The 25888-nt window shown below is 73.1% G+C and carries 15 protein-coding genes and 1 pseudogene; 9 read left to right on the top strand and 7 right to left on the bottom strand.

Annotated elements, in window-relative coordinates; translation table 11 throughout:
• The first annotated feature begins 17 nt into the window (after window positions 1–17).
• Together AB0F03_RS20410 and AB0F03_RS20405 are read left to right on the top strand one after the other, a co-directional pair.
• The gene (locus tag AB0F03_RS20410; RefSeq protein ID WP_361993684.1) at window positions 18–1268 is read left to right on the top strand and encodes a sensor histidine kinase; all 1251 of its coding nucleotides are present in this window, start codon (window positions 18–20) and stop codon (window positions 1266–1268) included.
• Window positions 1258–1902, top strand: a complete 645-nt coding sequence (locus AB0F03_RS20405; protein ID WP_361993681.1) for a response regulator transcription factor — start codon at window positions 1258–1260, stop codon at window positions 1900–1902. The genes AB0F03_RS20410 and AB0F03_RS20405 overlap by 11 nt, the downstream gene beginning before the upstream one ends.
• Window positions 1903–2233: 331 nt before the next feature.
• Here the strand turns inward: AB0F03_RS20405 and AB0F03_RS20400 are convergent, their stop codons facing one another.
• The gene (locus AB0F03_RS20400; RefSeq protein WP_361993679.1) at window positions 2234–2476 is read right to left on the bottom strand and encodes a WhiB family transcriptional regulator; all 243 of its coding nucleotides are present in this window, start codon (window positions 2474–2476) and stop codon (window positions 2234–2236) included.
• A 391-nt stretch (window positions 2477–2867) separates the two neighbouring features.
• On the opposite strand from AB0F03_RS20400, the gene AB0F03_RS20395 reads away from it, so the two are divergent.
• The 3 genes from AB0F03_RS20395 to AB0F03_RS20385 all read left to right on the top strand — a co-directional run bounded on the left by AB0F03_RS20395 (window position 2868) and on the right by AB0F03_RS20385 (window position 5141).
• A complete protein-coding gene (locus tag AB0F03_RS20395) occupies window positions 2868–3176 on the top strand; it encodes a hypothetical protein (protein ID WP_361993676.1) in 309 nt (102 codons plus the stop codon).
• Window positions 3177–3578: 402 nt separating this feature from the next.
• Window positions 3579–4067 (top strand): GNAT family N-acetyltransferase, encoded by a 489-nt coding sequence (locus AB0F03_RS20390; RefSeq protein WP_361993674.1) that lies wholly within the window; start codon window positions 3579–3581, stop codon window positions 4065–4067.
• Window positions 4068–4715: 648 nt separating this feature from the next.
• On the top strand, window positions 4716–5141 hold the full coding sequence (locus AB0F03_RS20385; RefSeq protein ID WP_361993671.1) for a hypothetical protein: 426 nt from the start codon (window positions 4716–4718) through the stop codon (window positions 5139–5141).
• Window positions 5142–5202: 61 nt separating this feature from the next.
• On the opposite strand, the pseudogene AB0F03_RS20380 reads toward AB0F03_RS20385, so the two are convergent.
• A pseudogene (locus tag AB0F03_RS20380) lies at window positions 5203–5368 on the bottom strand (IS5/IS1182 family transposase); the annotation flags it as partial.
• Between the two features lie 210 nt (window positions 5369–5578).
• Window positions 5579–5992, bottom strand: coding sequence for a helix-turn-helix domain-containing protein (locus AB0F03_RS20375; protein WP_361993668.1), 414 nt, complete (start codon window positions 5990–5992; stop codon window positions 5579–5581).
• 104 nt (window positions 5993–6096) lie between these two features.
• Between AB0F03_RS20375 and AB0F03_RS20370 the strand changes: the two genes are divergently transcribed.
• Window positions 6097–6948, top strand: coding sequence for an alpha/beta hydrolase (locus AB0F03_RS20370; RefSeq protein WP_361993665.1), 852 nt, complete (start codon window positions 6097–6099; stop codon window positions 6946–6948).
• 167 nt (window positions 6949–7115) lie between these two features.
• Here the strand turns inward: AB0F03_RS20370 and AB0F03_RS20365 are convergent, their stop codons facing one another.
• Both AB0F03_RS20365 and AB0F03_RS20360 read right to left on the bottom strand, forming a co-directional pair.
• Complete coding sequence (locus tag AB0F03_RS20365) at window positions 7116–8156, bottom strand: vWA domain-containing protein (protein ID WP_361993662.1); 1041 nt, start codon at window positions 8154–8156, stop codon at window positions 7116–7118.
• Between the two features lie 162 nt (window positions 8157–8318).
• The gene (locus tag AB0F03_RS20360; protein WP_361993660.1) at window positions 8319–9584 is read right to left on the bottom strand and encodes a helix-turn-helix domain-containing protein; all 1266 of its coding nucleotides are present in this window, start codon (window positions 9582–9584) and stop codon (window positions 8319–8321) included.
• Window positions 9585–10476: 892 nt separating this feature from the next.
• On the opposite strand from AB0F03_RS20360, the gene AB0F03_RS20355 reads away from it, so the two are divergent.
• Window positions 10477–10854 (top strand): LuxR C-terminal-related transcriptional regulator, encoded by a 378-nt coding sequence (locus AB0F03_RS20355; protein WP_361993658.1) that lies wholly within the window; start codon window positions 10477–10479, stop codon window positions 10852–10854.
• A gap of 109 nt (window positions 10855–10963) precedes the next feature.
• On the opposite strand, the gene AB0F03_RS20350 is transcribed toward AB0F03_RS20355, so the two are convergent.
• The gene (locus tag AB0F03_RS20350) at window positions 10964–11482 is read right to left on the bottom strand and encodes an RNA polymerase sigma factor (RefSeq protein ID WP_361993655.1); all 519 of its coding nucleotides are present in this window, start codon (window positions 11480–11482) and stop codon (window positions 10964–10966) included.
• Window positions 11483–11543: 61 nt separating this feature from the next.
• Window positions 11544–12902 (bottom strand): protein kinase, encoded by a 1359-nt coding sequence (locus AB0F03_RS20345; protein ID WP_361993653.1) that lies wholly within the window; start codon window positions 12900–12902, stop codon window positions 11544–11546.
• Window positions 12903–13332: 430 nt separating this feature from the next.
• Here AB0F03_RS20345 and AB0F03_RS20340 point away from each other — a divergent pair, with 430 nt between their 5' ends.
• Window positions 13333–22065, top strand: coding sequence for an amino acid adenylation domain-containing protein (locus AB0F03_RS20340; RefSeq protein ID WP_361993651.1), 8733 nt, complete (start codon window positions 13333–13335; stop codon window positions 22063–22065).
• Window positions 22058–25873: a beta-ketoacyl synthase N-terminal-like domain-containing protein gene (locus AB0F03_RS20335; protein ID WP_361993649.1), complete on the top strand. Its 3816-nt coding sequence runs from the start codon at window positions 22058–22060 to the stop codon at window positions 25871–25873. Before AB0F03_RS20340 ends, AB0F03_RS20335 begins: the two co-directional genes overlap by 8 nt.
• Window positions 25874–25888: the final 15 nt, after the last annotated feature.

Here is a 25888-nt window from a genome sequence, read left to right as displayed (position 1 = left end):
GCCGGGAGACTGAGGGGATGACGGACGCCGCGCGACAGATGGCCCGGGCCTCCTTCGACACCTGGGGGCCCTGGGCACTGCTGGTCGCCGGTGCCGTCGCGGCGGCGATCTCCACCCGTGTGATCGGCATGGGCCGGTCGGAAACGGTTGCCGCCGCCGTACTCGTGGCCGCGGCCGCGGTGCTGCAACTGGGCTGGGGAGTGGTGAAGCGCAGGCGGCCGGGCCCGCACCGCACCGGCGCCGTCCTCTACTCGCTGCGCTGGGCCATGGGGTTCGTACTGACCTGGATCAACCCGTTCTTCGCCTTCTACGCCGTGACCGGCTACTACACCGCGGGCCGTGAACTGCCCCGTCGCCTCGTGCTGCCCGGACTCTTCCTGACCGCCGTCACCATGTCCGGCAGCGAGATAGGCGGCATGCCGCCGCACGGGACCGTCCTGTGGCTCGGCTTCTTCCTGGTTCTGGGCGTCAACATGGGCATGGTCAGCGTGTTCACCCGGTTCGCCGAGCAGGAACAGGAACGCCTCGGCTTCCAGGCCGACACCATCGACGAACTGGAGCGCACCAACACGGCGTTGCAGCACGCCCTGGACGAGAACGCCGCCCTGCACGCCCAACTCCTCCTCCAGGCCCGGGAGGCGGGCGTCGCCGACGAGCGCCGTCGGCTCGCCGCCGAGATCCACGACACCATCGCGCAAGGCCTGACCGGGATCATCGCCCAGCTCCAAGTCGTGGCGAACGCCCCCGACCTGACCACCGCCCGCACCCACCTGGAGCGCGCCTCCGCCCTCGCCCGGCACAGCCTCGGCGAGGCCCGCCGCTCGGTGCACAACCTCGCCCCGGTCGCCCTGGCCGCCGACGGACTGCCGCAGGCGCTGGAGAAGACGGTCGCCGAATGGGGCGGACGCACCGGCGTACGCGCCGACTTCACGGTCACCGGCACTGCCGGGCAACTGCACGACGAGGTCGCGGCGACGCTGCTGCGGATCGCCCAGGAGGCCCTGTCCAACGCCGCCCGGCACGCCCGCCCCGCCCGTGTCGGGGTCACCTTGTCCTTCATGGGCGACGAGGTCACCCTCGACATCCGCGACGACGGCATCGGGTTCGACCCGGCCGCCGTACCGGAGCGCACCCGCGGCGGCGGGTTCGGTCTGACCGGTATGCGGGCCCGCGCCGAACGCATCGCGGGCTCGCTCACCGTGGAGTCCGAGCCCGGGCACGGTACGGCGGTGTCGGCTCGCGTACCGTGGGTGGGCGATGACCGCTGACCCCACCATCTCCCTGCTGATCGTCGACGACCATCCGGTCGTCCGCGACGGCCTGCGCGGCATGTTCGACTCCGCGCCCGGCTTCGCCGTGCTCGGTGAGGCCGCGAACGGCGTGGAGGCGGTCGACCGGGCCGCCGCCCTCGACCCGGACGTCATCCTGATGGACCTGCGGATGCCCGGTGGCTCCGGCGTGGACGCCATCCGCGAGCTGGCTCGGCGCGGCTCCCGGGCCCGGGTCCTGGTGCTCACGACCTACGACACCGACTCCGACACGCTGCCCGCGATCGAGGCCGGAGCGACCGGCTACCTCCTCAAGGACGCTCCGCGCGACGAGCTGTTCACCGCCGTCCGGGCCGCCGCCGAGGGCCGTACGGTTCTCTCCCCGGCGGTCGCCTCCCGCCTGGTCCACGCGGTGCGCACCCAGCGGCGGCCCGGCGCCGAGCCGTTGTCCGCGCGCGAGCGTGAGGTGCTGGCCCTGGTCGCCCGCGGCACGTCGAACCGGGAGATCGCCCGGGAGCTGTTCATCAGCGAGGCGACGGTCAAGACGCATCTCACCCATCTGTACGGCAAGTTGGGTGTCAACGACCGGGCGGCGGCGGTGGCGGTGGGGTACGACCGGGGCCTGCTGGGCTGAGCAGGGCCGGCTGCGGGGGAGAGGGTCTGTTCCGTACGGACGACGTAGACCGGTCTCGCCCGTGTGAGGGGAGCGAGTCATCCCCGGGTTCGCCGCCCGGTATCGCCTGCTGAACCCTCGTAGGTGTAGGTCGCGGTTCCGCGTCCCGGCCGGCACACCGGCCGACTCCGGCCCCCTCTGCCGGGGACTGCCTACGGCTGATGAGTCCGCCCGGCGGCCCGGATACCCCGGCGGCGGCCCGCGCGACTTCCCGCCGTCGGAGCGCACGCTGCCTGCCCGACCGGCACGCCGCGGTGCACCGGACCCACGGCGCCCACACACCGGTCGGCGCTCAGCCGTCGGCCTCGCTCCGCCGCGGGCGCAGCGCACGCCGCTGCCTTGCGGTGAGGCCGCCCCAGACGCCGTCGTCCTCTCCGTGCCGTAGTGCCCAGGCGCGGCACTCGCGCACCACGGCACAGCGGAAGCAGATCCGCCTGGCCCTCTCGATCTGCGCGAGCGACGCGCCATCCTCACTGATCGGGAAGAACAGTTCGGGATCCTCGCCGCGACAGGCCGCCCATGTTCGCCAGTCCACAGTGCCCTCCACCTGGTCGGACGCACGGCCGAGCGGTCAGGACCCCGGAGGGCAGCCGGAACCGCGCGGCGCGTGCAACACGTCGCAGACCCGGCAGAGTGCTGACCAAAATAACCCAGATGGGTGGAATTCTTCCAGACCGGGAGACAGGAAAAATGTCCCGTTTCGCGGAGCGGGTGGGTGCTGCCTCGACACAGCTGCCTCGGGGGCTTGGACTCCGGCGATCCGGGCACGCGGGACGCTGAACGAACACCGGTGGTGGACCTGAATGAGGACGGTGCCGTGATGACCCCATTCGAACGTGCATGGATTATGGTGCGGCCCTCGCCGGTGAGGCGGCTCCGGGCCGGCGCTGACCAGCCGGCCGCCTGACCGCCGGCCCCCGCACGCCATGGCTCGCACGAAGCAGTACGCCGTCGCCGCCTCGGGACAGTGGACCGACGAGGAGGAGGGACGCCGTCGGCTGCCCGCCGGCGAGGTCCACGCCTGGGAACCGGGTCGGAACGAAACGGTCTGCGGTCTGTCCCTCAGCCGCTCCCAGCTGACCCGCTTCCCGCACATCACCTGGGTCGACACGTTCCCCGAGTCCGGTGGCGCGGCGGACCGGGTGAAGCGCGTCTGCCCGCGGTGCGCCTCCGTCGCCGGACGCCGCGGCCGCGACGCACGCCCACGGTGGCACCGCACCAACCCCCGGCCCTGAGCCCAGCGCCGTCTCCCGGGCCGTGGCCCCCGTTCCGCGAACATCCGAGTGGGGGACAGGGGGCTCTCGTCGGTGGTCCTACGACTGCGGATCCACGGACTTCGACGCGTATCCGGAATGCAGCAGCAGCGGCGATGTCTCCCTGTGCCTGCATGAGCTGAAGAAGTAGGCGGCGAGGGGGGGTGCGCGGGCCCGCCGGGGCTCGGGCTGCCCCTCGGCGGGCGTCCCGCAAGCGGCGTCCCGCCCCTCCCCTCGGAGGTTCAAGACGGGCCTCGTGGCCGTCCACGACGCGCTGAGCCGCGTAGAGCCGCTGCCGGTCGAGGCGCCGGACCATTTGGCGGCGGGATCGCTGGAGCCGGACCCGCCGCACGGCGGCACTCCCCGGTGCGAAATACTCTCCCGATGAGTTCACGCACTTCCCCGATCGGCCGGTCGATCACGATACGGAGGGCCGTCGCACGGGATGCCAAGCGGCTCACGCGGCTCGTGCGCGGCTCGAGCGCCTACGAGGGGAAGTACGCAGCCGCGGTCGCGGGCTACAGGGTCGGTCCTGATTACATCGAGGCCCACCGCGCCTTCGTAGCCGTCGGCGCCGACGAGCATGGAGGCCGCGTCCTCGGGTTCTACTCGCTCGTCCTCGCTCCGCCGGAGCTCGACCTGCTGTTCGTCGCCGACGAAGCGCAAGGACATGGCATCGGACGGCTGCTCGTCGAGCACATGCAGTCCGAGGCCCGTGCCGCCGGGCTCGACCGTGTCAAGGTCGTGTCGCATCTTCCCGCCGCGGACTTCTACCGCAACGTCGGGGCGGTGCGGACCGGCACCGCGCTCGCGAATCCGCCCGCCGTGGCGTGGGACCGCCCGGAATTCGAGTTCCGGATTCCCTCGGCCTGACGCGATGCACCGGTTCGCAGGGCAGTGACGTCGGCTGCATGGTGGAGGGGGATGCAGGAGCCGCTGGACGCCGCGAAGTCCGTGTACGCCGTCGTCCCTGCCTGACGGGGGGATCGCCTGCGCCAGCGGCCTCTCCCGGTGACTTCCTCACCTCCGGCACTTCGAGGACCGTCGGAAGCGCGCACCTCAGCTGGTCCGACACACGATCGGGGTCGGCGGCGTAGATACGTAATTCCACGGATGGCTCGCGGCCGTGCAGCGGGACGCTGATGTTACGCGGCTCACCGGGGCGGAAGCGGTCGAGGCCGTCGTGCAGGCGTCGAAGCTCGGGGGCCACGCGGGCCTTCGGTCGCTGGGTGCAGTTGGGCATCGCTCACGTTTCTGACCGCTTCCCGGGCCGAGGCCGGGCGACGCACATCCGGTCAATGCCTGAAGCTCGCACGCGCGCCACGTCGTGCTATCCGGACAGCTCCGCCGAGCCGTCTGTCTTCGGTGTCGCGATCCAGGTGCCGAACCCCGCCCCAAGAAGCACCAATGTGCCCTTTCTCGGCCTGGGCACCCGCAAGGACGTCTCCTCCGGTGCCGTGCCCGCAGCAAGTGTCGGGTCAGGCATGATGCCCCCTCAGACACAGCCGTCCTAGGGGGGACATGAACACCAGAACCACCGCTGCCGCCCTCTGCGCCGCCGCACTCCTCTGCCTCACCGCCTGCTCCTCCGACAGCGATGACCACACCACGGCGAAGCCCACTAGGACCAGCAGCCCGAAGGCTTCCCCGACGCCCAGCGTTGATAAGAGCGCAGCCGAGAAGCCTGCTGGCATCCCGCCCGAGCCGACCGCTGCGAAGCGCGCCGAGCTGCTCCGGGCCCTCGCTGCGGCCAACCCGGACATCGTGAAGTACGAGGACAAGGCCATCGATGCGGCCCGCAACGAGTGCGGCGCGATCAATGGTGGAGCCCGGCGGCTCGACTGGTTGGCGGCACAGCGGTTCACCTACAAGGACGTCACGACCAACGAGGTGCAGGGCAAGCAGATCAATCAGGCGCTGGAGGGCATCGGCTTCTGCAAGGGCTGATCCCCGGATCGCTGCTGCGGTGAAGGCGCCGCGGAAGGCGTAGGCCCGTTCGTCGTGCTGGTCCCAGCGGCTGTGGAGCCCGTATCCGATATCCGGCACCTCGATCGTCTGCGGGCGTCACCCCACTGGCCCGGCGTGGCCAGCAAGGCCATGGGGCGGCGGCCGCCCTGCTCCTCGAGTCCGGGCTCACTGCAATCGTCACCACCGCGGAGAACGCCCACGCCTTCCATCTGCGGAGCGAGGACAGTGACAGCGGCACCAGGGAAGACGGTAGGTCCCAATATCACTGTCCCGTTTCGGGGACGAGGGCCACCACCTCCGGTCGCCACGGTCCGGTAGGACGAAGCGCTCCCGGACCCCCTACGTGGTCACGAGTCACGCACGACGAGTCGTCGGCCATCCCCCAGTGGATGTGAGCAGCACATTCGATGCACGTCCTAGTTGCCGGGTGACTCGTCGGCGAGCCGGTTGTTGCGGTCGATCTCCGGCATGTGTGTCTCGGCCCAGACCCGCAGGGCGGAGAGCGGTCCTTCGAGGGACAGGCCGAGCTCGGTGAGCCGGTAGTGGACGGCGGGCGGAACGGTGGGTTCCACGCGGCGCGCGACCAGGCCGTCGCGGACCAGGCTCTGGAGGGTGGTGGACAGCATCTTCTGCGAGATGCCCGGGACACGGCGCCGCAGTTCCGCGAACCGGAGCTCGCCCGGGGCCTCCTGGGCCAGCACCTTGACCATCATGGACGTCCACTTGGTGCCGATGCGGTCGAGTAGCTGGCGGGTCGGGCAGCGCGGATCCAGCAGGTCACCGCGCTCACGGGGCAACTGGTCACGTCCGCCGGGCCTCGACGTGGTCACCTGGGGCTCACCACCTGAAGGGAAAGTGCCGTCTTGGGCGGACCAGGCTAGTTCCCTAGCGTGACCTTGCCACCCCTCCCTCACCACCCACCTGGAGTCCCTCCATGCCCGAGCTGCGACGCGTCCCCGTCAACGGTGTCGAACTGAACGTCGCCCTCGCCGGGTCGGGCCCAGCCGTCCTGCTGCTGCACGGCTTCCCGCACACCTGGGAGTTGTGGACGGACGTCATGGCCGGTCTGTCCGATCGCTACCGTGTCATCGCGCCCGACCTGCGCGGGTTCGGTGGGAGCAGCCGGGCCCCCTCCGGGTACGACGCCGGCACCCTGGCCGAGGACGCCGCAGCGCTTCTCACCACCCTCGGAGTGACCTCGGCCGCGGTGGTGGGCATCGACGCGGGCACCCCGCCGGCCTTCCTCCTGGCCCTGCGCCGCCCTGGTCTCGTCCGGCGTCTGGTCGTCATGGAGTCCCTGCTGGGCAGGCTGCCCGGCGCCGAGGACTTTCTCGCCGACGGGCCGCCGTGGTGGTTCGGGTTTCATTCCGCCACGCCCGGCCTCGCCGAGACCGTGCTGGAGGGCCACGAGGCCACCTACGTCGACTGGTTTCTGCGCGCCGGCACGCTCGGCGACGGGGTGCGCCCCGCCGTCCGCGACGCCTTCGTCCGCGCATACACCAGCCGCCAGGCGCTGAGCTGCGCGTTCTCCTACTACCGGGCTCTGCCCGAAAGCGCGCTACAGATCGAGCGGGCGGTCGCCACTGCCCGCCTGACGGTGCCGACGATGGCGCTGGGCGCCCGGCCCGTCGGTGCGGCGCTGGAACACCAGCTCCGCCCGGTCACCGACGATCTCACCGGACACGTCATCGAGAACTGCGGCCACATGATCCCGCTGCACCGGCCGCGCGCCCTGCTCACGCTGCTGCGTCCGTTCCTGGCCGGTCAGAGCACCAGAGCGGCGTGACCGGGGCCAGCGCCACTCCGCTCCGGGGACCAGGCCGTGCCTCGCGCGCAGCACGGGCTCGCGCGCCTTGTGCTTCTGCCTTCACTGCACCGATGCGCGCGGGACGAATCCCCGTCGGTCACGCGATCGAGCTGATCTCCCGCTCGGAGCCGCGGATTTCCGAGGCGTCAGAGCATCAGCAGCAGCCGCGTGTTCGCCACGAGTTTGCGGTTCACGCTGGTGCTCTGCACGAAGATCGTGTAATCGTCGTTGTGGTCCGGCTTGACGCGGACTTCCGCGTCCGGGAGGCCGAGCAGGGCCCGGGCCTCGGGTCCCGTATACACCCGGTCCGTCTTCTTCTCCAGTACGGCGATCTGCTTCCTCGCCTGTATCTTCTCGGACTTGCTCAGCTGGTAGAACGCGCCGCCGGTACGGTAGGCGTGCCCGTTCTCGGTGACCCATTCCCGGATCGCCGTGTCACGGGTCACCGGGATCAGCTGGTATTGCGACGGCTTCACCGGGGTGAGGCCGGCCGCCTTGATGGTGTCCCTGTTGACCGTTTCCGCACCCATGGAGAACACGGCCCGCGATCCCCGGATGCCCTTGGTGCGGCCCACCATGAATTTCTCGGTGGCCTGCTGGATGACCTGTCCGGCTTCTTCGAGACCCTGTGTGCTGGTGGCGTCCCAGATGGCGACGTTGTCCTTCGGGAAGCCGCACTTCATGGCCTCCCGCTTGCCCATCTGGTCCGGCACCAGGACGGCCAGTGTCCAGTTGTCCGCCTGTGTCTCGATCATCTCGGCAACGGCCTGGGTCAGTTCACGCGGGTCCTGGGTGAGCGTATCGGGGCAGCGATGACTCGCGTTCTCCTGCCCGTCGGTGAGTATGAACGTCAGGAAACTGTGGTCGCCGTACAGTTGAGCGGTCTGAGCCAGTTCCCGCTGTGACTTCAGCGCGGCCGCCAGCAGGGCCGTCATTCCGCCCGCCCGGTACAACTGCTTCAGGGACGGCATCCGCAGCACGTCCTTGTCATAGACGACGCATTCCACCTTGTCCGCGAAGACGTACACCGTGACACGGGTTTCCTGGTCCAGCTCCCTCGAACGCCGGGCGAGATAAGCGATCTGCTGGTCGGCGACTTCGACGACCTTGCGGCTCAGGTGCGTCATGGACGAACTGGCATCCAGCACAAGGGCAACGTGATTGATGTAATTCTGGGTTCCGGACACGAAAGCTCCCCCTCATTCCGACTCGATGCTCCTACCGTCTCACGCACCACTGACAATCGGTCCTGGCTCCCGCCGGCGGCGGTCCGGACTTTCCCCGGGGAGGAAGACGGCAGTGCCCTCGCGCGTGTCACCGGCCGGTGGCGGTCGGCAGGAGGAGAGCGGTCACCGGCAGCGGCGAGTGGACGCCACCGCGTCGCGTGGCGCCGGTGCGCGGACCCGGGCCAGCGTGGTGGCCAGGGTCTGCCAGACATGGGCGGCCAGGTCCATGTTCCGCGCGTCCGTCGCCTGATGGGCCAGCCGTTCCAGGGTCGCTATACCCTCCTCGACGCGGCCGTCCAGGATGGTCAGCCGGCCTTCGAGGACGGCCAGCCGTACCCGGTCCCGGTAGGGCAGCCGCAGCTCGCCGTCGGACAGCAGGGCACAGCACAGCGCGTGGGCCTCGTCCAGCCTTCCCTCGTGGAAGGCCAGGTGGGCGCGCAGCGCGTGCAACTCCTGCCCCTGCAACGGCGTGCCGGTCAGTTCGACGAGCACCTGGGCCTCGCCCAGCCAGCGCCGGGCCGCGTCGAGCCGGGGCGGCGACATCTCGAGCGCGGCGGCAGCCGCGGCGGTGCGCAGCCGTGTCCACAACTCCAGGTCGTCCCGGCTCTGGAGCAGGCCGAGGGCGGTTTCCAGCCGGTCCTGGGCGGCGGTGTGGTCCCCTTGACGGTGGCTGACCACGGACGCGGTCCACAGGGCCTCGGCCGCCTGCGGGGCGCTGGCGGCGGGAAGCAGGTCCCGCTCCAGTTCGTGGACGTGCCGGCCGGCCGCGTCGAGGCGGCCCAGTTCGGTCTCGACACCGATCAGCGTCATGAGCGCGGTCATGGTGTCGGCCACCTGGAGCTCTTCCTCGCGCGCGATGGCCAGCGCGGTCACGGCCGCCGATTCCGCCGTCCCCAGGTCGCCCAGCGCACCCAGGCAGCGGGCGTACTGGACGTTCGCCCTCACCCGCAGCTCCGGTACCGCCAACAGGTCGCTCAGCTCGATGAGTTCGCCGAGCCGGCCGCGTTCCTCCTCGTAGTCGCCGTTGCGGCAGTCGACGCGGCTCAGCAGCCACAGCGCCTGCCAGCGGGTGGAGAGGTCGGCGCGTTCGTCGTCCCGCAGCGCGTGAAGCAGAGCGACGGTGCAGTCCGTGCCGGGCGGTGCCGAGGACGCGGCCGCCAGTGCGTGGCTGAGGGACCTGCCGCCCAGCGGCTCGTTCAGCGCCGACGCGTCGACCCCGAGCCGCTGGGCCAGATAGGTGACGGCGCGTGGGGTGGGCCGGCGTTCACCGGACTCCAGCCGTGACAGGTATCCCGTCGACATGCCCTCGCCGACGACCGCCGCCTGGCTCAACCCTCGTTCGAGTCTGAGCATCTTCAGCCGTCGCCCGAAATGCGGCTGCTCGAGCATTCCCACCCTCTGATCCCCCGAGGTCTTCGTGAGTCCGCTTCCTTCCACGGATTCCGCTGGCAGCGTGCGGAAGCGGTCCAACTTTACGAAGCGTCGACAGCACGGGCAACACGGTGGCGATCGCGTGAGCCACCGGCCATTCACCGGTGTTCGCTCTTCATGGCCTGATCGTGTCCCCGGGTTGCCGGTTTCTTTCGGCCGAAAAACGGCCCTGTGAAAGAGAGTTGACAGACCGTCGGACCGATCGGGCAAACCCTTGCCAAGGGCGTTGCCCGGCCGTAGCCTCCATGGTGCCGGCCTGATGCGATTACGCCCTCGTCTCCGGAGGCTTCCGTGCCCCCTCGCGTCCAGCCGGGCTCGTTGTGGAAGCTGACCGCGGAGAAGACCGCGGCAGCCGCTCCCGAGGCGCCCGGCAGGTTGTCCCGCGGTACCGGTGTCCCTCCAGCCCTGGCGGCGGAGCGGCGATCCCCGGGGAACCCGGGCAGACAGCGTCGGGAAACGGAGCTCCGACAACGTTGTCCGCAGGCCGTCACGCATTCCGACCCCCCATGCACAGAAAGAGGGTACGTCCGTGGCCCCCATGAGCATTGCCTCCTCCCTCTCCTCCTCTCCCTCCCCGGACGGCGGAACGACGGCCGCCGGCCTCGCTTCCCGGGTCCTGCCGGGGGACGCCGGAGGCGGCCGTCGACGTCGTACGTACACGGCCCACGCGTCCGCGAGGGACACGACCGTCACCGCTGCGGAGACGGATTTCGCCGCGGTCTTCGGTCTGAGCCCGGTAGAGATATGCGGGCGTGACCTCTGCGATCTCCTTCTCGCCCGGTTTCCCGTGAGTCTGCGGCGCCGGTTCACCGATCTCTGTGGAGGCCGGACGGACCGGTTCACGGAGCAGGTGACCGGCCGGGACGGCAGCGGCCGGACCTTCTGCGCGGACCTGACGGCGACAGCGGTGGCCGGCCCGGACGGCACGGCCGGACTCGTCATCCTGCTCAGCCGCACCGGGGACGGGGCCGGGGCGGAACGCCGTGGGGAACAGATGCTCAGCGAACTGGACGCACGCGTGCTCGAAGGTGTGGCGAGCGGTGCGTCGACGGTGCAGCTGGCCAGCCGCCTCTACATGAGCCGTCAAGGAGTCGAGTACCGCGTGGGGCGGCTGCTGCGCAGATTCGACGCTCCCAACCGTCCCGCGCTCGTGGCGCGCGCCCACGGGCTGGGGATGTTCTCCGTGGGACAGTGGCCGCCACGCGTCCTGCCCGATTTCGTCGAGTAACCGGCACACGGTCTCCCGCCCCGCCGGGGCGGTCACGGACGGTTCGACCACCGTCCGTGGCCGCCCCGGCAGCAGTTGCCCGCCCCCGACCGGGGTCCGGCCGCGACGGTCACGCCGCCGACGGCAGCCAGGCCTCCCGGAAGCGGCGGCGCGCCCGGTGCAGACGGGACCGCACCGTCCCCACCGGCAGGGAGAGGACCCGCGCCATCTCCTCCTCGTTGAGCCCGTAGGCGCGCAGGGTGAGCACCTGCCGGTGAGAGGTGGGAAGACGCTCCAGTACGTCACTGATGTGCACGGCGTCCAGCGGGTTCGTCTCCTGGCCAGGGTCGACCTGCGCACAGGCCCCCTCCTCACCCGCCCGTTTCGCGACGCGGACGGCCTCGCGGACCGTCACCGAACGCACCCAGCCGTAGAACGCGGCCGGTTCGCGCAGGGTGCGCAGACCGCGGTAGATGGCGAGGAGCGCCTCCTGTGCGGCGTCGGCGCCGTCGTCATGGGTGACGGACCGGCAGATGCGGGCGACGTACGGCGTGATCGCGGTCAGCAGGTGGTTCATCGCCTGCTCGTCGCCCGCCTGGGCTCGGGGCAGCAGCGCGAGGGGGGTGGGGAGGTGGCTGACGGTGCTCATGCGGGGGAGTGCTCCTTGTGGCAACCGGTGCGGTCGGGCGCGGTGGACGGGATGACCGTCCTCACCGTGCGGGCGAGGGCAGAGGTTCGGTGACGTCCGCGAAGGTGAGGAGCCCGGCGAGGACGTCGTCACGGAACGCCTGCATGAAAGAGGGGCTGAAGCACGCGGTGAAGTGCGGGAACTCGATGGCGAGGCGTCCCTCGAAGGAGACGACACACGCCATGACCGGACTGCGGCCCGCCTGCGGGAAGTAGTGTTCGCGAGCGGGCACCAGCCGGATGTCGGTGGCCCGTAGTCCGGCCGGCAGCCGGGGGCCGGGGACGACGCCCATGTTCGTGGCGATGACGGTGGCCAGCTGCAACGCCGGGTTGCCCGGGATCTCCGGCGTGATGCGCAGCTCGTGATACTGGTCCGCGCGGTCGATGAAGTCGCTCAGCCGGCCGTGGACGGTACGCGCCAGCGCCATCGGATCGGTGTCCGCGGCGACGCCGAGGGTCTGTAGATGGGTGGTGACGGCCGGCACCATCAGCAGGGCGGGCAGCGCGGGGGTCAGCCGGGACCGCAGGTCCACGGGGGACAGGCAGCCGAGGGTACGGGGACCGTCGCCCTCCAGACGGCGGCGTGCCGCCGTGAGCAGTGCGGCGGCGACGAGGGCGTGCACGGACACGCCCGCCTGACGTGCGGTCCGCCGCAGCCGGGTGGTGCGCTCCTCGTCGAGGGCCAGCCGGCACACCTCGATGCGGCCGTCGCCGGCCGGTTCCGCACCCGGCCCGGTGCCGGCGGTGGCCGGCCGCGGCACGTCGTAGGGCACGAGTTCGACGGGGTGCCGCCGCGTCTCCTCGACGCGCCGCTCCAGGTAGGCGGCGGTGGCCGCCGGGTCGGCGGCGGGCAGCAGCCGGCTGACCGGCTGCGGCCAGCGCAGGGGATCCCCGGAGTGCCCCTGGGCGTCGGCGGTCGCACCGGTCGGGGTCGCCTTCCCCTCGTTCCCGCCGCCCTCGACCACGGCCCGGTAGTGATCCCAGACGGCGTTGTGCAGGGCGATGCTGCTGTGCCCGTCCGTGATCGTGTGATCCACGACGAGGACGAACAGATGGCGGTCCCCTTCGGGCGCGCTCACCAGGACCGCCCGGCTGAGCGGACCCCCGAGCGGCAGCGGAGCGTTCAACTCCGCGAGGTGGACCTCCTCGCCGCCGGTGCGGGTGATCAGCCGCGGCCGCTCGTCCTCGGCGAGGAGACGCAACGCGAAACCCGGCCCGTCCGGCGCGATGCGCGAACGCAGCGTCGGATGGGCCTGCGTGAGGGCGTCGAATGCCGCGGACAACGCCCCGGTGTCGACCTGCCCGTGCAGGGCGCACGAAAGCACCGCTCTGCTCCGCTGCCCCACGTACAGCGTCTCGACCGGGCACAACACACGATGCATGCCGCCAGCCTTCCTTCCGTATCTCTTCGTCGTACAGGACCTGGTGACGGATCGTCACGGCCGGGCCGCGCATGCCCGACGCCCGTTCGAGAGTGCAACGCCGGGAGCCGGTGAATCCACCTGGACCGGACGGCGGGACGAAAGTCGCGGGAATTCCTTAGAGTCCGCCGGGTCCGGCGCTATCCCGCTCGGTGCGTTCTCCAGGGAAATACCTGAATTCTTGGCGGGGGCCCGGTCCCGGCTTGATCGGTCCCGTCGCCTCGTCGCACCCTGAGGGCACTTGCGGGAGCGGCGGTGGGGCCGTGCATACCCCACGCTCTCGGCAGTGCGACCGCCCCTTCCCCGTTCCGTGGGCCGAGGCCGCACCCCCCGTCCGCCCGACCGGGCCGTTCCGGCCGGGACGTCACGACTTGCCACGCGAGGTTGTGCCATGTCACTCCACGAGGAGTCACTCCGCGAGAACGACCACCGGCCACTGTCCGGAGCCCAGGAGGGACTCTGGTACGCCGGGCGGCTCGCGTCCGACAGCGCCGCGTACAACACCGCGGAGGCGGTGGAGATACACGGCGCCCTCGACACCGACCTGTTCGAGAAGGCCCTGCGCCGGACCGTGGGGGAGGCCGACACCTTCGCCCTGCGTTTCCTCGACACGGACGACGGCCCCCGCTGCCACCGGGCGCCGGACGCGGACGACTGGACGCTTCAGCGGATCGACACCGGCGACGCCGACGACCCGGAGCACGCCGCCTGGGAGCTGGTCCGCACGGAGCTGGCGACGCCGGTGGACCTGGACAAGGGGCCGCTGTTCTCGCACACCCTCCTCACCCTCGCCCCCGACCGGCACCTCTGGCTGCTCAGGGCCCACCACCTCCTGCTGGACGGTTACAGCTACAAGCTGCTCGGCCGTCACCTCGCCGACACCTACAACGCGCTGGCCGAAGGGCGTGAACCCGCCCCGGCCGTCTTCGCGTCCGTGAGCCGGCTCCAGGCGGAGGAGGCCGCCTACCTCGCGTCCGAGCGCCGCGTCCGCGACCGGGCGTACTGGTCGCGGCGGCTGGCCGGACTGCCCGAGCCGGCACGGCTCACGCACCGCACCGCGGCGCCCGTCGCCCCGTTCCTGCGCCGCACCGTGGAACTGGAGGACGCCGACGCGCAGGCCCTGTCGGACGCGGCCGCCCGGCTCGACGTCACGCGCACCGACCTGCTGACCGCCGCCGTCGCCGCCTACCTGCACCGCATGACCGGCGCCGACGACCTCGTGCTGGGCATGGCCACGATGAGCCGGCTGGGCAGCGCCGCCCTGCGCACCCCGGGCACCGCCTCCGACGTCCTGCCGCTGCGTGTGGCCGCCGACTCCGGCACGACCGTCGCCGGCCTCGTCCGGACGGTCGCCGACGAGGTGCGACAGCTGCGCCGGCACCAGCAGTACCGGGGCGAGTTCCTCCGCCGGGACCTGAACCTGCTGGGAACCGGACGCCGGCTGTACGGGCCGGTGCTGAACATCGTCCCGTTCACCGAGACCCTCGACTTCGGCGGTCACCCGGCCACCTGGCACCACCTCTCCGGCGGTGCCGTCGACGACCTCCAGATCAATGTCCGGCCCGGCACCCGGCCCGGCGGCCTCTGGCTGGCCCTCGACGCCAACCCCGCGCTGTACGACGAAGAGGAACTCGCCCTGCACCGCGACCGGTTCCTGCTCCTGCTGCGACAGCTGGCGGACGCCGCGCCCACCACACCGCTGGGGGACCTGGACCTGCTGCTGCCCGGCGAGCAACCGAGCGACGCCCCCGTGCGGGACTTCCCGGTCACCGCGACCCTCACCGACCTGTTCGAGCGGCAGGCGAGGACCTGGCCGCAGCGCGTCGCGGTGTCGTACGAGGATGAACGGTTCACCTACGCGGAACTCGACGCCCGGGCCAACCGCCTGGCCCGACTGCTGGCCGAGCGGGGGGCGGGTCCGGGCCGGGTGGTGGCGCTGGCCCTGCACCGGGGCCCGCGGCTGCTGCCCGCCCTGCTGGCCGTCCTCAAGACCGGTGCCGCCTACCTCCCCCTGGACCCCGGCCATCCGGCACGACGTCTGCGGCTCGTCATGGACGACGCGGACCCCGTCCTCCTCGTCACCGAGACCGATCTCGCCCCGCGCTTCACCGACGGGGTCCCCGCCGTCGTCCTGGACGACCCCGCCGTCGAGGCGGACGTCGCCGCACGGCCGGCCGGCGAGCTGACCGCCACCGACCGCCGGGGGGAGACGAGCCCGTCGGACATCGCCTACATCATCCACACCTCCGGCTCCACCGGCCGTCCCAAGGGCGTGCCCGTCGCGCACGCCCACGTCGTGCGCCTCTTCGCCGCGGCGGCCGAGCACTTCGACTTCGGCGAAGAGGACGTGTGGACGCTGTTCCACTCCTACGCCTTCGACTTCTCGGTGTGGGAGATCTGGGGCGCCCTGCTGCACGGCGGCCGGCTCGTCGTCGTCCCGTACGCCGTCAGTCGCACGCCCCGGGACTTCCTGCGGCTGCTGCACCGCGAGGGAGTGACCGTCCTCAGCCAGACGCCGTCCGCCTTCGGGCAGCTCATGGACGCGGACGGCGAACAGGCGCCGGACGGCGGCCCGGAGCCGGCGGGCGCACTGCGCTACGTCGTGTTCGGCGGCGAGGCCCTGCCCCCCGAGCGGCTGCGCCCCTGGGCCGACCGGCACGGGCTCCAGAGCCCGGCGCTGGTGAACATGTACGGCATCACCGAGACCACCGTGCACGTCACCCACCACCGCATCACCGAGGCGGACCTCACGGACCCGCGCCGGACGAGCGTCATCGGCGCACCGCTGGCGGACCTGCGGGTGCACCTGCTCGACCCCGCGGGCCGGCCGGTGCCGCCGGGCGCCGTCGGCGAGATGCACGTGGCCGGCGCGGGCGTGACCGGCGGCTACCTCGGCCGGCCCGAGCTGACCGCCGAACGGTTCCTCGACGACCCCTTCGGCCCGCCCGGCAGCCGGATGTACCGCTCCGGCGACCTCGCGCGGCGCCGCGCCGACGGCACCCTCGACTACCTCGGCCGGGCCGACCAGCAGATCCAGCTGCGCGGTTTCCGCGTCGAACCCGGCGAGATCGAAGCCGTCCTCAGCGCCCACCCGCGGGTCACCCGGGCCGCCGTCGTCGTACGACGTGCCGACAACGGCGCCCAGCAGCTCGTCGCCTACACGGTGCCCGCCGGACAACAGCCGCCGAGCCCGGCGGAACTGCGCGCCCACGCCGCCGCCCACCTTCCCGACCACATGGTCCCCGCGGCCTGTGTGAGCGTCGACGCCCTCCCGCTGACCGCGAACGGCAAGCTCGACACCGGCGCCCTGCCCGCCCCCGACTTCACCGCCGCCGCAGCCGGCGCCTGCCCGCAGACTCCCCGACAGGCCCTCCTGTGCGCCCTGTTCGAGGACGTGCTGCGGCTGCCGCGCGACACCGTGGGCACCGACGCCAACTTCTTCGACCTGGGCGGCGACTCCCTGCTCGCCACCCGCCTGCTGGCCCGCCTGCGGCACGAGAACGGCGCCGAGGTGCCCATCACCGCCCTGTTCGACGGCCCGACACCGGCCGCGCTCGCGCAGCGGCTCCCCTCCGGGCCCGGCACCGCTCCCGCCCGCCCCGCACTCGGGGACATCGACCGGCCGGAGCGCGTCCCGCTGTCCTACGCCCAGGAACGCATGTGGTTCCTCAACCGGCTCGACGGCTCGGCCGCCACCTACAACATCCCGCTGGTGGTGCCGCTCGGCGCCGCCGTGGACGCCGAGGCGCTGGGCGCGGCGCTCGGTGACGTCACCGACCGGCACGAGAGCCTGCGGACGGTGTTCGCCGAGCGGGACGGCGTGCCCCACCAGCGGATCCTGCCGCCCGGGGAGCTGCGCCCGCGGCTGCGCCGGGTGGACTGCCCGGCCGAAGAGATCGCCGCCCACGTCACCGCGGCCACCCGCCACCGTTTCGACCTGACCGGTGAAAGCCCCCTGGCCGCCTGGCTGTTCGGGACCGGGGAGGAACGGACGCTGCTGCTGGTGCTGCACCACAGCGCGGCCGACGGCTGGTCGCTGCGCCCCCTCGCCGACGACCTGAGCGCCGCCTACGCGGCGCGCCGGGCGGGCCGGGCCCCGGCCTGGGACCCGCTGCCGGCGCAGTACGCCGACCACGCCGTCTGGCAACGCGCCCTGCTCGCCCCGGGACCCGACGGCCCGGGACGGCTGGAACGGCTGACCGCGCACTGGCGCGAAGCGCTGGCCGGTCTGCCGCAGGAGTGCACCGTCCCCGGCGACCGGCCCCGCCCGGCGGCACCGCGTGGCGACGGCGCCCACGTCACCGAGACCGTGGACGCCGCACTCCACCGGGACCTGCTCGCCCTGGCCGAGCGGGAGGGCACCAGCCTGTTCATGGTGCTGCACGCCGCGCTGAGCGCCCTGCTCACCCGCTGCGGGGCCGGCGAGGACATCGTCGTCGGCACCCCCGTCGCGGGCCGCTCCGAACCCGCGCTGGACGATCTGATCGGCCTGTTCACCAACACCCTCGTCCTGCGCGCCGACACCTCGGGCGACCCCGCCTTCCACGAGCTGCTCGCCAGGCTGCGCCCGCACGACCTGGCCGCCCTGGACCACCAGGACCTGCCCTTCGACCGGCTCGTCGACGAGCTGAACCCGCCCCGCCGCGCCGGCCGCCACCCGCTGTTCCAGGTCATGCTGGCCCTCCAGAACAACGAGCCCGCCGTCCTGCGGCTGGACGGCCGCGAGGTGCCGCTGCGGCCCACCGCCACCGGCACCGCCAAGTTCGACCTCTTCGTCGACGTCCTGGAACGGCACGGCGCGGACGGCACACCCGACGGGCTCGACCTGCACGTCGAGTACGCCACGGACCTGTACGACGCCGCCACCGCGGAGGGGTTCGCCCACGCCCTGGGCGAACTGCTGCGCGCGGTCGGCGCGGACCCGGGCCGCAGGATCGGGGACCTCCCGGCGCCGCCGCCGCGCACCCCGGCCGCGTCCGCCGATGCCGGTGCCGACGACGTGACGGACACGGCTCTGTCCGTACCCGGCATCCGCGACGCGGTCGCCCTGCCCGGCTCCGACGGCACGCCGCCGCACCTGTACGTGGTGCCGGGCCGCGCGGATGCCGCCGAGCGCGTCGAACAGGTCCTCGACGCGGCCGGGCACGGCGCCGTCCGCGTCACGGCGGTCAACACCCTGCCCCGCACCGCCGACGGCGCGCTCGACACCGACGCGCTGCGAGCCCTGCCCCCGGCCGACCGCACCGCCGCCGAGTCCTGGCGGCAGCACCTGGCCCGTGTCCCCGGCGTGCGCACGGCCGAGGCCGTGGTGGAGGCCGTCCCCGAGGAACTGGCCCGCCGGCACGCCGGCCCCCCGCGCCGCACCGCCGGGCCGGCACCGGCCGGCCACGGCCGCACGGCGACCGGGACCGTGCCGGCGCTCAGCGAGGGACCGCGGCTGGCCGAACCCACCGTGCCCGGCTGGGCACAGGCCCTCGTCCGCGCCGCCGAGCAGGACCACGGCGACATCGTGCACGTGCACGCCGACGGCAGCGAGACGCGGCGCAGCTACGCCTCCCTGATCACGGAAGCCTCCCGGGTGCTCGCGGGGCTGCGGCGGGCCGGGCTGCGCCCCGGCGACCAGGTGATCCTCCAGTGCGACGCCACCGAGGACTTCCTCGCCGTGCTGTGGGGCTGTGTCCTGGGCGGTTTCGTCGCGGTCCCGCTGACCGTCCCCGCCTCGTACACCACCCCTTCGGCGGCGCTGACCAAGCTGGAGGGCATCTGGCGGATGCTCGGCAGGCCCTGGACGGTGTGCTCGGCGGCGCTGGAGCCCGGCCTGCGCGACCTGGCGGCCCGCCAGGACTGGCCCGGGCTGCGGCTGACGACGGCCGACGCGCTGCGGGACGCCCCCGAGGACCGCGACTGGTACGCCGCCCGGCCGGACGACCTCGTGCTGATGCTGATGACGTCCGGCAGCACCGGCCTGCCCAAGGCCGTGCGCCTGACCCACCGCAACGTGCTCACCCGGTCCGCCGCCACCGCGGCCATGAACCGGCTCGGCGAGCAGGACGTCTCCCTGAACTGGATTCCGCTCGACCACGTCACCGGCGTGGTGATGTTCCACCTGCGCGACGTGTACCTGGGATGCCGGCAGGTCCACGCACCGACCTCCTGGATCCTCCAGGACCCGCTGCGCTGGATGGACCTCGCGCACCGGCACCGGGTCACCGTCACCTGGGCACCCAACTTCGCCTTCGGACTGCTGGCCGGGCAGGCCGACCGCTTCCGGGACCGGGAGTGGGACCTGACACCGATGCGGCTGGTGATGAACGCCGGCGAGGTCGTCGTGGCCGCGGCCGCCCGGCGGTTCCTGCACACGCTGAAGCCGTTCGGGCTGCCGCAGGACGTGATGCATCCCGGCTGGGGCATGTCCGAGACCTGCTCGGTGGTCACCGACGCCGTGCTGCCCGCCGAACCGCCGGCCGCCGACGAGACGTTCGTCAGCTGCGGCCTGCCCTACCCCGGCTTCGCCATGCGCGTCGTCGACGAACACCGCACCGTACTGGCCGAGGGCGATGTCGGCCGGCTCCAGGTCCGCGGCACCTCCGTGACCGGCGGCTACCACGACAACCCGGCGGCCAACGCCGAGGCGTTCACCGACGACGGCTGGTTCGACACCGGTGACCTGGCCTTCCTGCGCGACGGCGAGCTGTACATCACCGGCCGCGCCAAGGACGTCATCATCGTGAACGGCGTCAACCACTACAGCCACGAGATCGAGGCCTGCGTCGAGGAACTCCCGTACGTCGTCCGCAGCTTCACCGCCGCCTGCGCGGTGCGCACCGACCCGTCGGCGGCCACCGACGAACTCGCCCTGTTCCTCCACCTCGCCCCCGGGCACGACCCCGCCACCGCGCTGCGGGAGATCGCCGGCAAGGTGACCCGCGAGATCGGCGTCAGCCCCGCTTTCCTCGTGCCGGTCGACGCCGCCGCCGTACCGAAGACCGAGATCGGCAAGATCCAGCGGACCAAGCTGCGCAAGAGCTTCGAGGCAGGCGCCTTCGACGACGCGGTCCGCGAGGCCCAGTTGCTGCTGGGCACCGCCGCCACCCTGCCCGACTGGTTCCTGCGGCCGGTGTGGCAGCGGGCCGAGCGCCACCGCCCCCGCCCGGCGGCGGCCGGCCGGCACACCCTCGTCCTCACGGGCGGCGACCCGCGGGCACAGGACCTCGCCCGGCGCCTGGCGGAGGAGGTGCGAGCCGGCGGCGGACTGTGCACCCTGGTCACCGACGGAGCGTCGTACGCCCGGCTCGACGCCGCCCACCACCGGCTCCGGCCCACCGAACAGGCCGACCACACGGCGCTGCTGCGGGCCCTCGAGGCCGACGGGCGGCCGGTCGACGCCCTCGTGCACCTCGGCGCGCTGCACCTCGGCGAGACCGCCGATCCCGCGTCCGCCGAGACCGGTACCGCGTCCCTGCTCGCGCTGGCCCGGGCCCTCGCCGGCCGGCCCGGCGGACCGCGCCCGGTCGACCTGCTGCACGTGACGGCCGGCGCCCAGGCGGTCACCGCCGGGGACCGCCCCTCCCCGGCGCACGCCATGGCCGGCGCCGTACTGAAGTCGCTGCGGGAGGAGTCCGGCGGCCTGCGCTGCGTCCACCTCGACCTGGACCCGCACGGCGAGGACGACCCCGTACCCCTGCTGCTCGCCGAAGTGGCCGGCACCCCCGCCGACACCGAGGTCGCCCACCGCGGCGGACAGCGCCTGGTACGCCGGCTGGCCCCCCTGCCCGACCCGGCACCCCGCACCGAACCGCCCGCCGCCGACGGCTTCCACCTGATCAGCGGAGGACTGGGCGGTGTCGGCACCGAACTCGCCGCCCATCTGCTGCGCACGCCCGGCACCCGGCTCCTCGTCCTCGGGCGGACCCCGCTGCCCCCCGAGGACACCTGGCCGCGGCACCTGGCCGCCGGAGGGCCCACGGCCGCCCGCGTCGAGGCGTACCGGCGGCTGCGGGAACTCGGAGAGGTCCGGTACGCGTGCGCCGACGTCACCGACGAGCGGCAGGTACGGGAAGCCGTCCACACGGCCGCCGAACACTGGGGCGCGCCCCTGGTGTCGGTGCTGCACCTGGCCGGAACCCTCGTCGAACGCCCCGTCGGCGAACTGGACGCCGCCGCCTGGCACGAGGCCCTGGACGCCAAGGTGCGCGGCGCCTGGACCCTGCACCGCGTGAGCACCGACCACCCGGTCGGCACCTTCGTCACCTTCTCCTCGGTGAACGGCTGGTTCGGCGGCGCCATGAACACCGCCTACGCCGCCGCCAACGCCTACCTCGACGCCCTCGCCCTGCACCGCCGCGCCCTCGGCCTGCCCGCGCAGAGCCTGGCCTGGAGCATGTGGCGCGAGCGCGGCATGAGCAGCGGCTACCGGCTCGCCCCGCTCACCGAGGCCCGCGGTTACCGGGTCCTGGACACCGCCGCCGCGCTGCGCTCCTTCGACCTGGCCCGCACCCTGGACGAACCCCACCTGCTGATCGGCGTCGACCGCAGCGCTCCCTGGGTCCGCAGCCACGTCCTCGAACCCGCCCGCCAGGTACGGCGCCTGGCCGCGCGCGTCGCCCTGGAGGAGGGCGCCGACATCGGCACCCTGTACCGGGCCGCCGCGGACGCCGTCGGCGGGGACCACTGGGTACTGCGCGCGGCCGGCGCCGCCGAACAGCCGGCGGCCGCCTCCGGCACGGGGGAGCGGCTGAGGAAACTGGAGGACCGGCTCGCCGGCCTGTGGCGCGACGTCCTGGGCCGCGACCGGATCGGCCGGAACGAGAACTTCTTCGACCTGGGCGGCAACTCCCTGCTGCTGGTCGCCGCCCAGAACGCCGTCAACCAGGCCTTCGGATGCGAGCTGCCGGTCGTCGACCTGTTCGCCCACCCCACCGTGCGCGACCTGGCCCGCCACCTGTCGGCCCTCACCGCACCCGAGACGGCCGACACCCCGTCGACGCCGGACCCGCAGGCACCGCCGGAGGCCGCCGGGACCGGGCCGAGCGGCCTGGACCGCGCCAAGGAACGAGCCCAGCGGCAGCGTGCGGCCCGAACCCGCCGTACCGCACGGCAAGGAAAGGACCGAGGCCATGCCTGAGACCACCGAACCGCAGGACGAACAGGCATCCGCCGTCGCCGTGATCGGCATGGCGGCACGCCTCCCCGGCGCGGACGACCCGGACGCGTTCTGGGACAACCTGGCCGCCGGACGCGAGTCCGTGCGGCCCATCACCGACGACGAGTTCCTGGCCGCGGGCGGAGCCGAACGCGACCTCCACGACCCCACGCTCGTCCGCATGGCGTCGGTCGTCGAGGGAATCGACCGCTTCGATGCCGGGTTCTTCGGCTACAGCCCCGCCGAGGCCGCCGTGGTCGACCCCCAGCAGCGGCTGCTGCTCGAGACGGCCTACCACGCCCTCGAGGACGCCCGGTGCCTCGGTCCCGGCGCCGACACCGGTACGTTCGGCGTGTACGCCGGCAGCGGCGACAGCCGCTACTACCCGTCCCACGTGTACCCCCGCTACGCCGGGCAGCCCGGGTCGGTGGAACTCGTCCACGCGGCCACCGCCAACTCCCTGGGCACGCTCGCCACCCGCGTCTCCTACGAACTGGGGCTGACCGGCCCGAGCGTGTCGCTCCAGACGGCCTGCTCCACGGCGCTCGTCGCGGTGCACACCGCCTGCCAGGACCTGCTCGACTACCGGTGCGACACCGCGCTCGCCGCCGCCGTCTCCCTCAACCCCTCGGCGTTCCTCGGCTACCGCCACGTGCCCGGCGGCCCCTTCTCGCCCGACGGCCACTGCCGCGCCTTCGACGCGGCGGCGGCCGGCACCTCCTCCGGCGACGGCGTCGGCGCCGTCGTCCTCAAACGCCTGGAGGACGCCCTCGCGGACGGCGACCACGTCCGCGCCGTCATCCGGGGCAGCGCCGTCAACAACGACGGGCGCCGCAAGGTCGGCTTCAGCGCGCCCAGCGCCGCCGGGCAGACCGAGGTCATCCTCGCGGCGCAGGCCCAGGCGATGACCGACGCCGGCACCATCGGCCTGGTCGAGGCGCACGGCACCGCCACTCGCCTGGGCGACCCCATCGAGGTGGCCGCGCTCACCGAGGCGTTCCGCCAGTCCACGCGACGCCGCGGCTACTGCGCCCTCGGTTCGGTGAAGACCAACATCGGCCACCTGGGAGCGGCCGCCGGCATCGCCGGGCTGATCAAGGCCGTCCTCGCCCTGGAACACCGGCAGATCCCGCCGAGCCTGCACTTCGAACGGCCCAACCCGCACATCGACTTCGCCTCCGGCCCGTTCCGGGTGCCCACCACCCTGGAGGACTGGCCGGCGGACGAGCACCCCAGAAGGGCCGCGGTCAGCGCCTTCGGCATCGGCGGCACCAACGCGCACGTCATCCTGGAGGAGGCGCCGCCCACCCCCGTCCGGCCCCGGGAGCCCGAGGACCGCCACCGCCTGGTCCTGCCGCTGTCCGCCCGCACCGCCGACGCGCTGCGCGGCCAGGCCGAGGCACTCGCCCGCCACCTCGAAAGGCGGCCGGATCTGCGCCTGGACGACACAGCGCACTCCCTGCGCGCCGACCGGCCCGCGCTGCGCCACCGCCTGGCCGTGACCGCCGCTTCCCGGGAGGAGGCCCTGGCCGCGCTGCGCACCGCCGTACCCGGCACGCCCCCCGGACCGGACGAGCCGCCGCGGGTGGCGTTCCTGCTGCCGGGCGGCGGCACCCAGTACCCGGGCATGGGCGCACAGCTCTACCGCGAGCACGACGTCTACCGCGACACCGTCGACGAGTGCGCGCGCATCCTGCGCCCCGCCCTCGGCGTCGACATCCGCGACGCCCTGTTCGCACGCCGCGAGAGCGACGGCACGAGCACGTCCCTGCTCACCCTGGTGGTCACCGAGTACGCCCTCGCCCGCACCCTCATGGCGGCGGGAGTGCGCCCGGACGCGCTCATCGGCCACTCGCTCGGCGAGTACACGGCCGCCTGCCTGGCCGGGGTGATCGACCTCGACGAGATGCTCCCCCTGGTCACCGAACGCGTCCGGCTCATCAGCTCCGCGGGCGGGGCGACCGTCGGAGTAGCGGCACCCGTCGAGGACGTGCTGCCGCTGCTCGGCGAGGAACTGTCCCTCACCGCGGTGAACGGCCCCGTCGCCTGCACCGTCGCCGGACACGAGGACGCCGTCGCCCGCTTCGAGACCGAACTCGCCCGCCGTGACGTCCCGTTCCGCCGGCTGCGCATACCGGTCGCCGCCCATTCCCACGTCCTCGACCCGGTGCTCCCGGCGTACGAGAGACACCTGCGCGGCGTCACCCTGCGCCCGCCGCGGATCCCGTTCGTCACCAACGTCACCGGCGCCTGGATCACCGACGAGCAGGCCACCTCGGTCCGGCACTGGATCGCGCACACCCGCGACACCGTGCGCTTCGCCGACGGCGTCACCACCCTGTGGGAGCGCCGGCCCGTCCTGGTCGAGGTCGGACCCGGGGACACGCTGACCAAGCTGGCCGCCGCCCAGCTCGCGGAGCATTCGCCGGTGACGGTGACCACGATGCGGCACGCCAAGGCCGACGCCGCCGACGGTTTCGTCCTCGCCGAGGCGCTGGGCCGGCTGTGGAGCGCCGGCGTGGACACCGCACTGCCCGAGGTGCCGGGTACGCCCCGGCGGGTGCCGCTGCCCCCCTACGCCTTCGCACGGCACCGGCACTGGATCGACGCCCCCGGCGCCCGCACGGACCCCGGCACGCCGGACAGCGGCGCCGCGGTGCACGCCGAACCGGCCCTCGGCCCGCGGCCCCGCCTGGCGACCGAGCACGTGCCCCCGCGCACCGCGCGCGAACAGGCGGTGACCCGGGTGTGGGAGGAGACCCTCGGTATCGGTGGCATCGGCGTCCACGACAACCTCTTCGACCTGGGCGGCGACTCGATGCGCGCCGTACTGCTGACGGGCCGGCTGCGACAGGCCGGCGTCCTCGACGTGCCCGCCGCCGCTCTGCTGGCCGCGCCCACCGTGGCCGGTCTCCTCGCGGCGGCCGACGACGCCTCGGCGCAGGCGCCCGGCGCGGGCGCGAACGCGCTGGCTCCGCTCCTGCCGCTCCGGGCGCAGGGCGGCGCCGCCCCGCTGTTCTGCGTCCACCCCGGGGCGGGCGTGTCCTGGCGCTACACCGGACTGCTGCCCCACCTCGGCGGCGACCAGCCGGTCTACGGCATCCAAGCCGCGGGCCTCGACGGCACCCGGCCGCCCGCACCGGACGCGGCGTCCATGGTCGCCTGCTACCTCGACCTCGTCCGCGAGGTGCAACCGCACGGTCCCTACCGGCTCCTGGGCTGGTCCTACGGCGGTTTCGTCGCGCACGCGATGGCCTGCGCCCTACAGGAGCGGGGCGAACGGGTGGAACTGCTGGCCATGCTGGACGCCCCCCAGCCGCACGGCATGCGGTACGACGCCGCGGCGGTCGAGCGGCAGGTGGCGTCCCTGCTGATGCGGGTGGCCGGCCCGTCGGCCGGGACGGGAGCGGACGAAGTGCCGGACGTGGCGGCCGTCCTCGCCGGCATCGACACCGCCCTGACGGCCGACCCGACGAGCGCGCCGGTCACCCGGGCCGAGGCCGAGGCCATCGCCGCGGTCATGCGCAACAACCTGCGCATCGCCCACCAGTTCGCGCCCGGTGTCTTCCGCGGAGAGGTGCTGTTCTTCAGCGCCGCCGAGGAGGCGGACACCGGCTTCCCCGGCGATCTGGCGGTGCTGCCCGACAAGGCCGAGAGCTGGCGGCCCCACGTCGAGGGCACCCTGCACGACCACCGGGTGCCGTGCGGCCACTACGAGATGACCGAACCCGAACCCATCGCGCTGATCGGCACCGCGGTCGCCAAGGCGCTGCGGCTGGCAGCCGAGTGACCGACCGGTCCGCCG

The sequence above is a fragment of the Streptomyces sp. NPDC028722 genome, from assembly GCF_040637655.1.
Lineage (GTDB): Bacteria > Actinomycetota > Actinomycetes > Streptomycetales > Streptomycetaceae > Streptomyces.
This window is presented reverse-complemented; position numbering and strand designations above follow the sequence as displayed.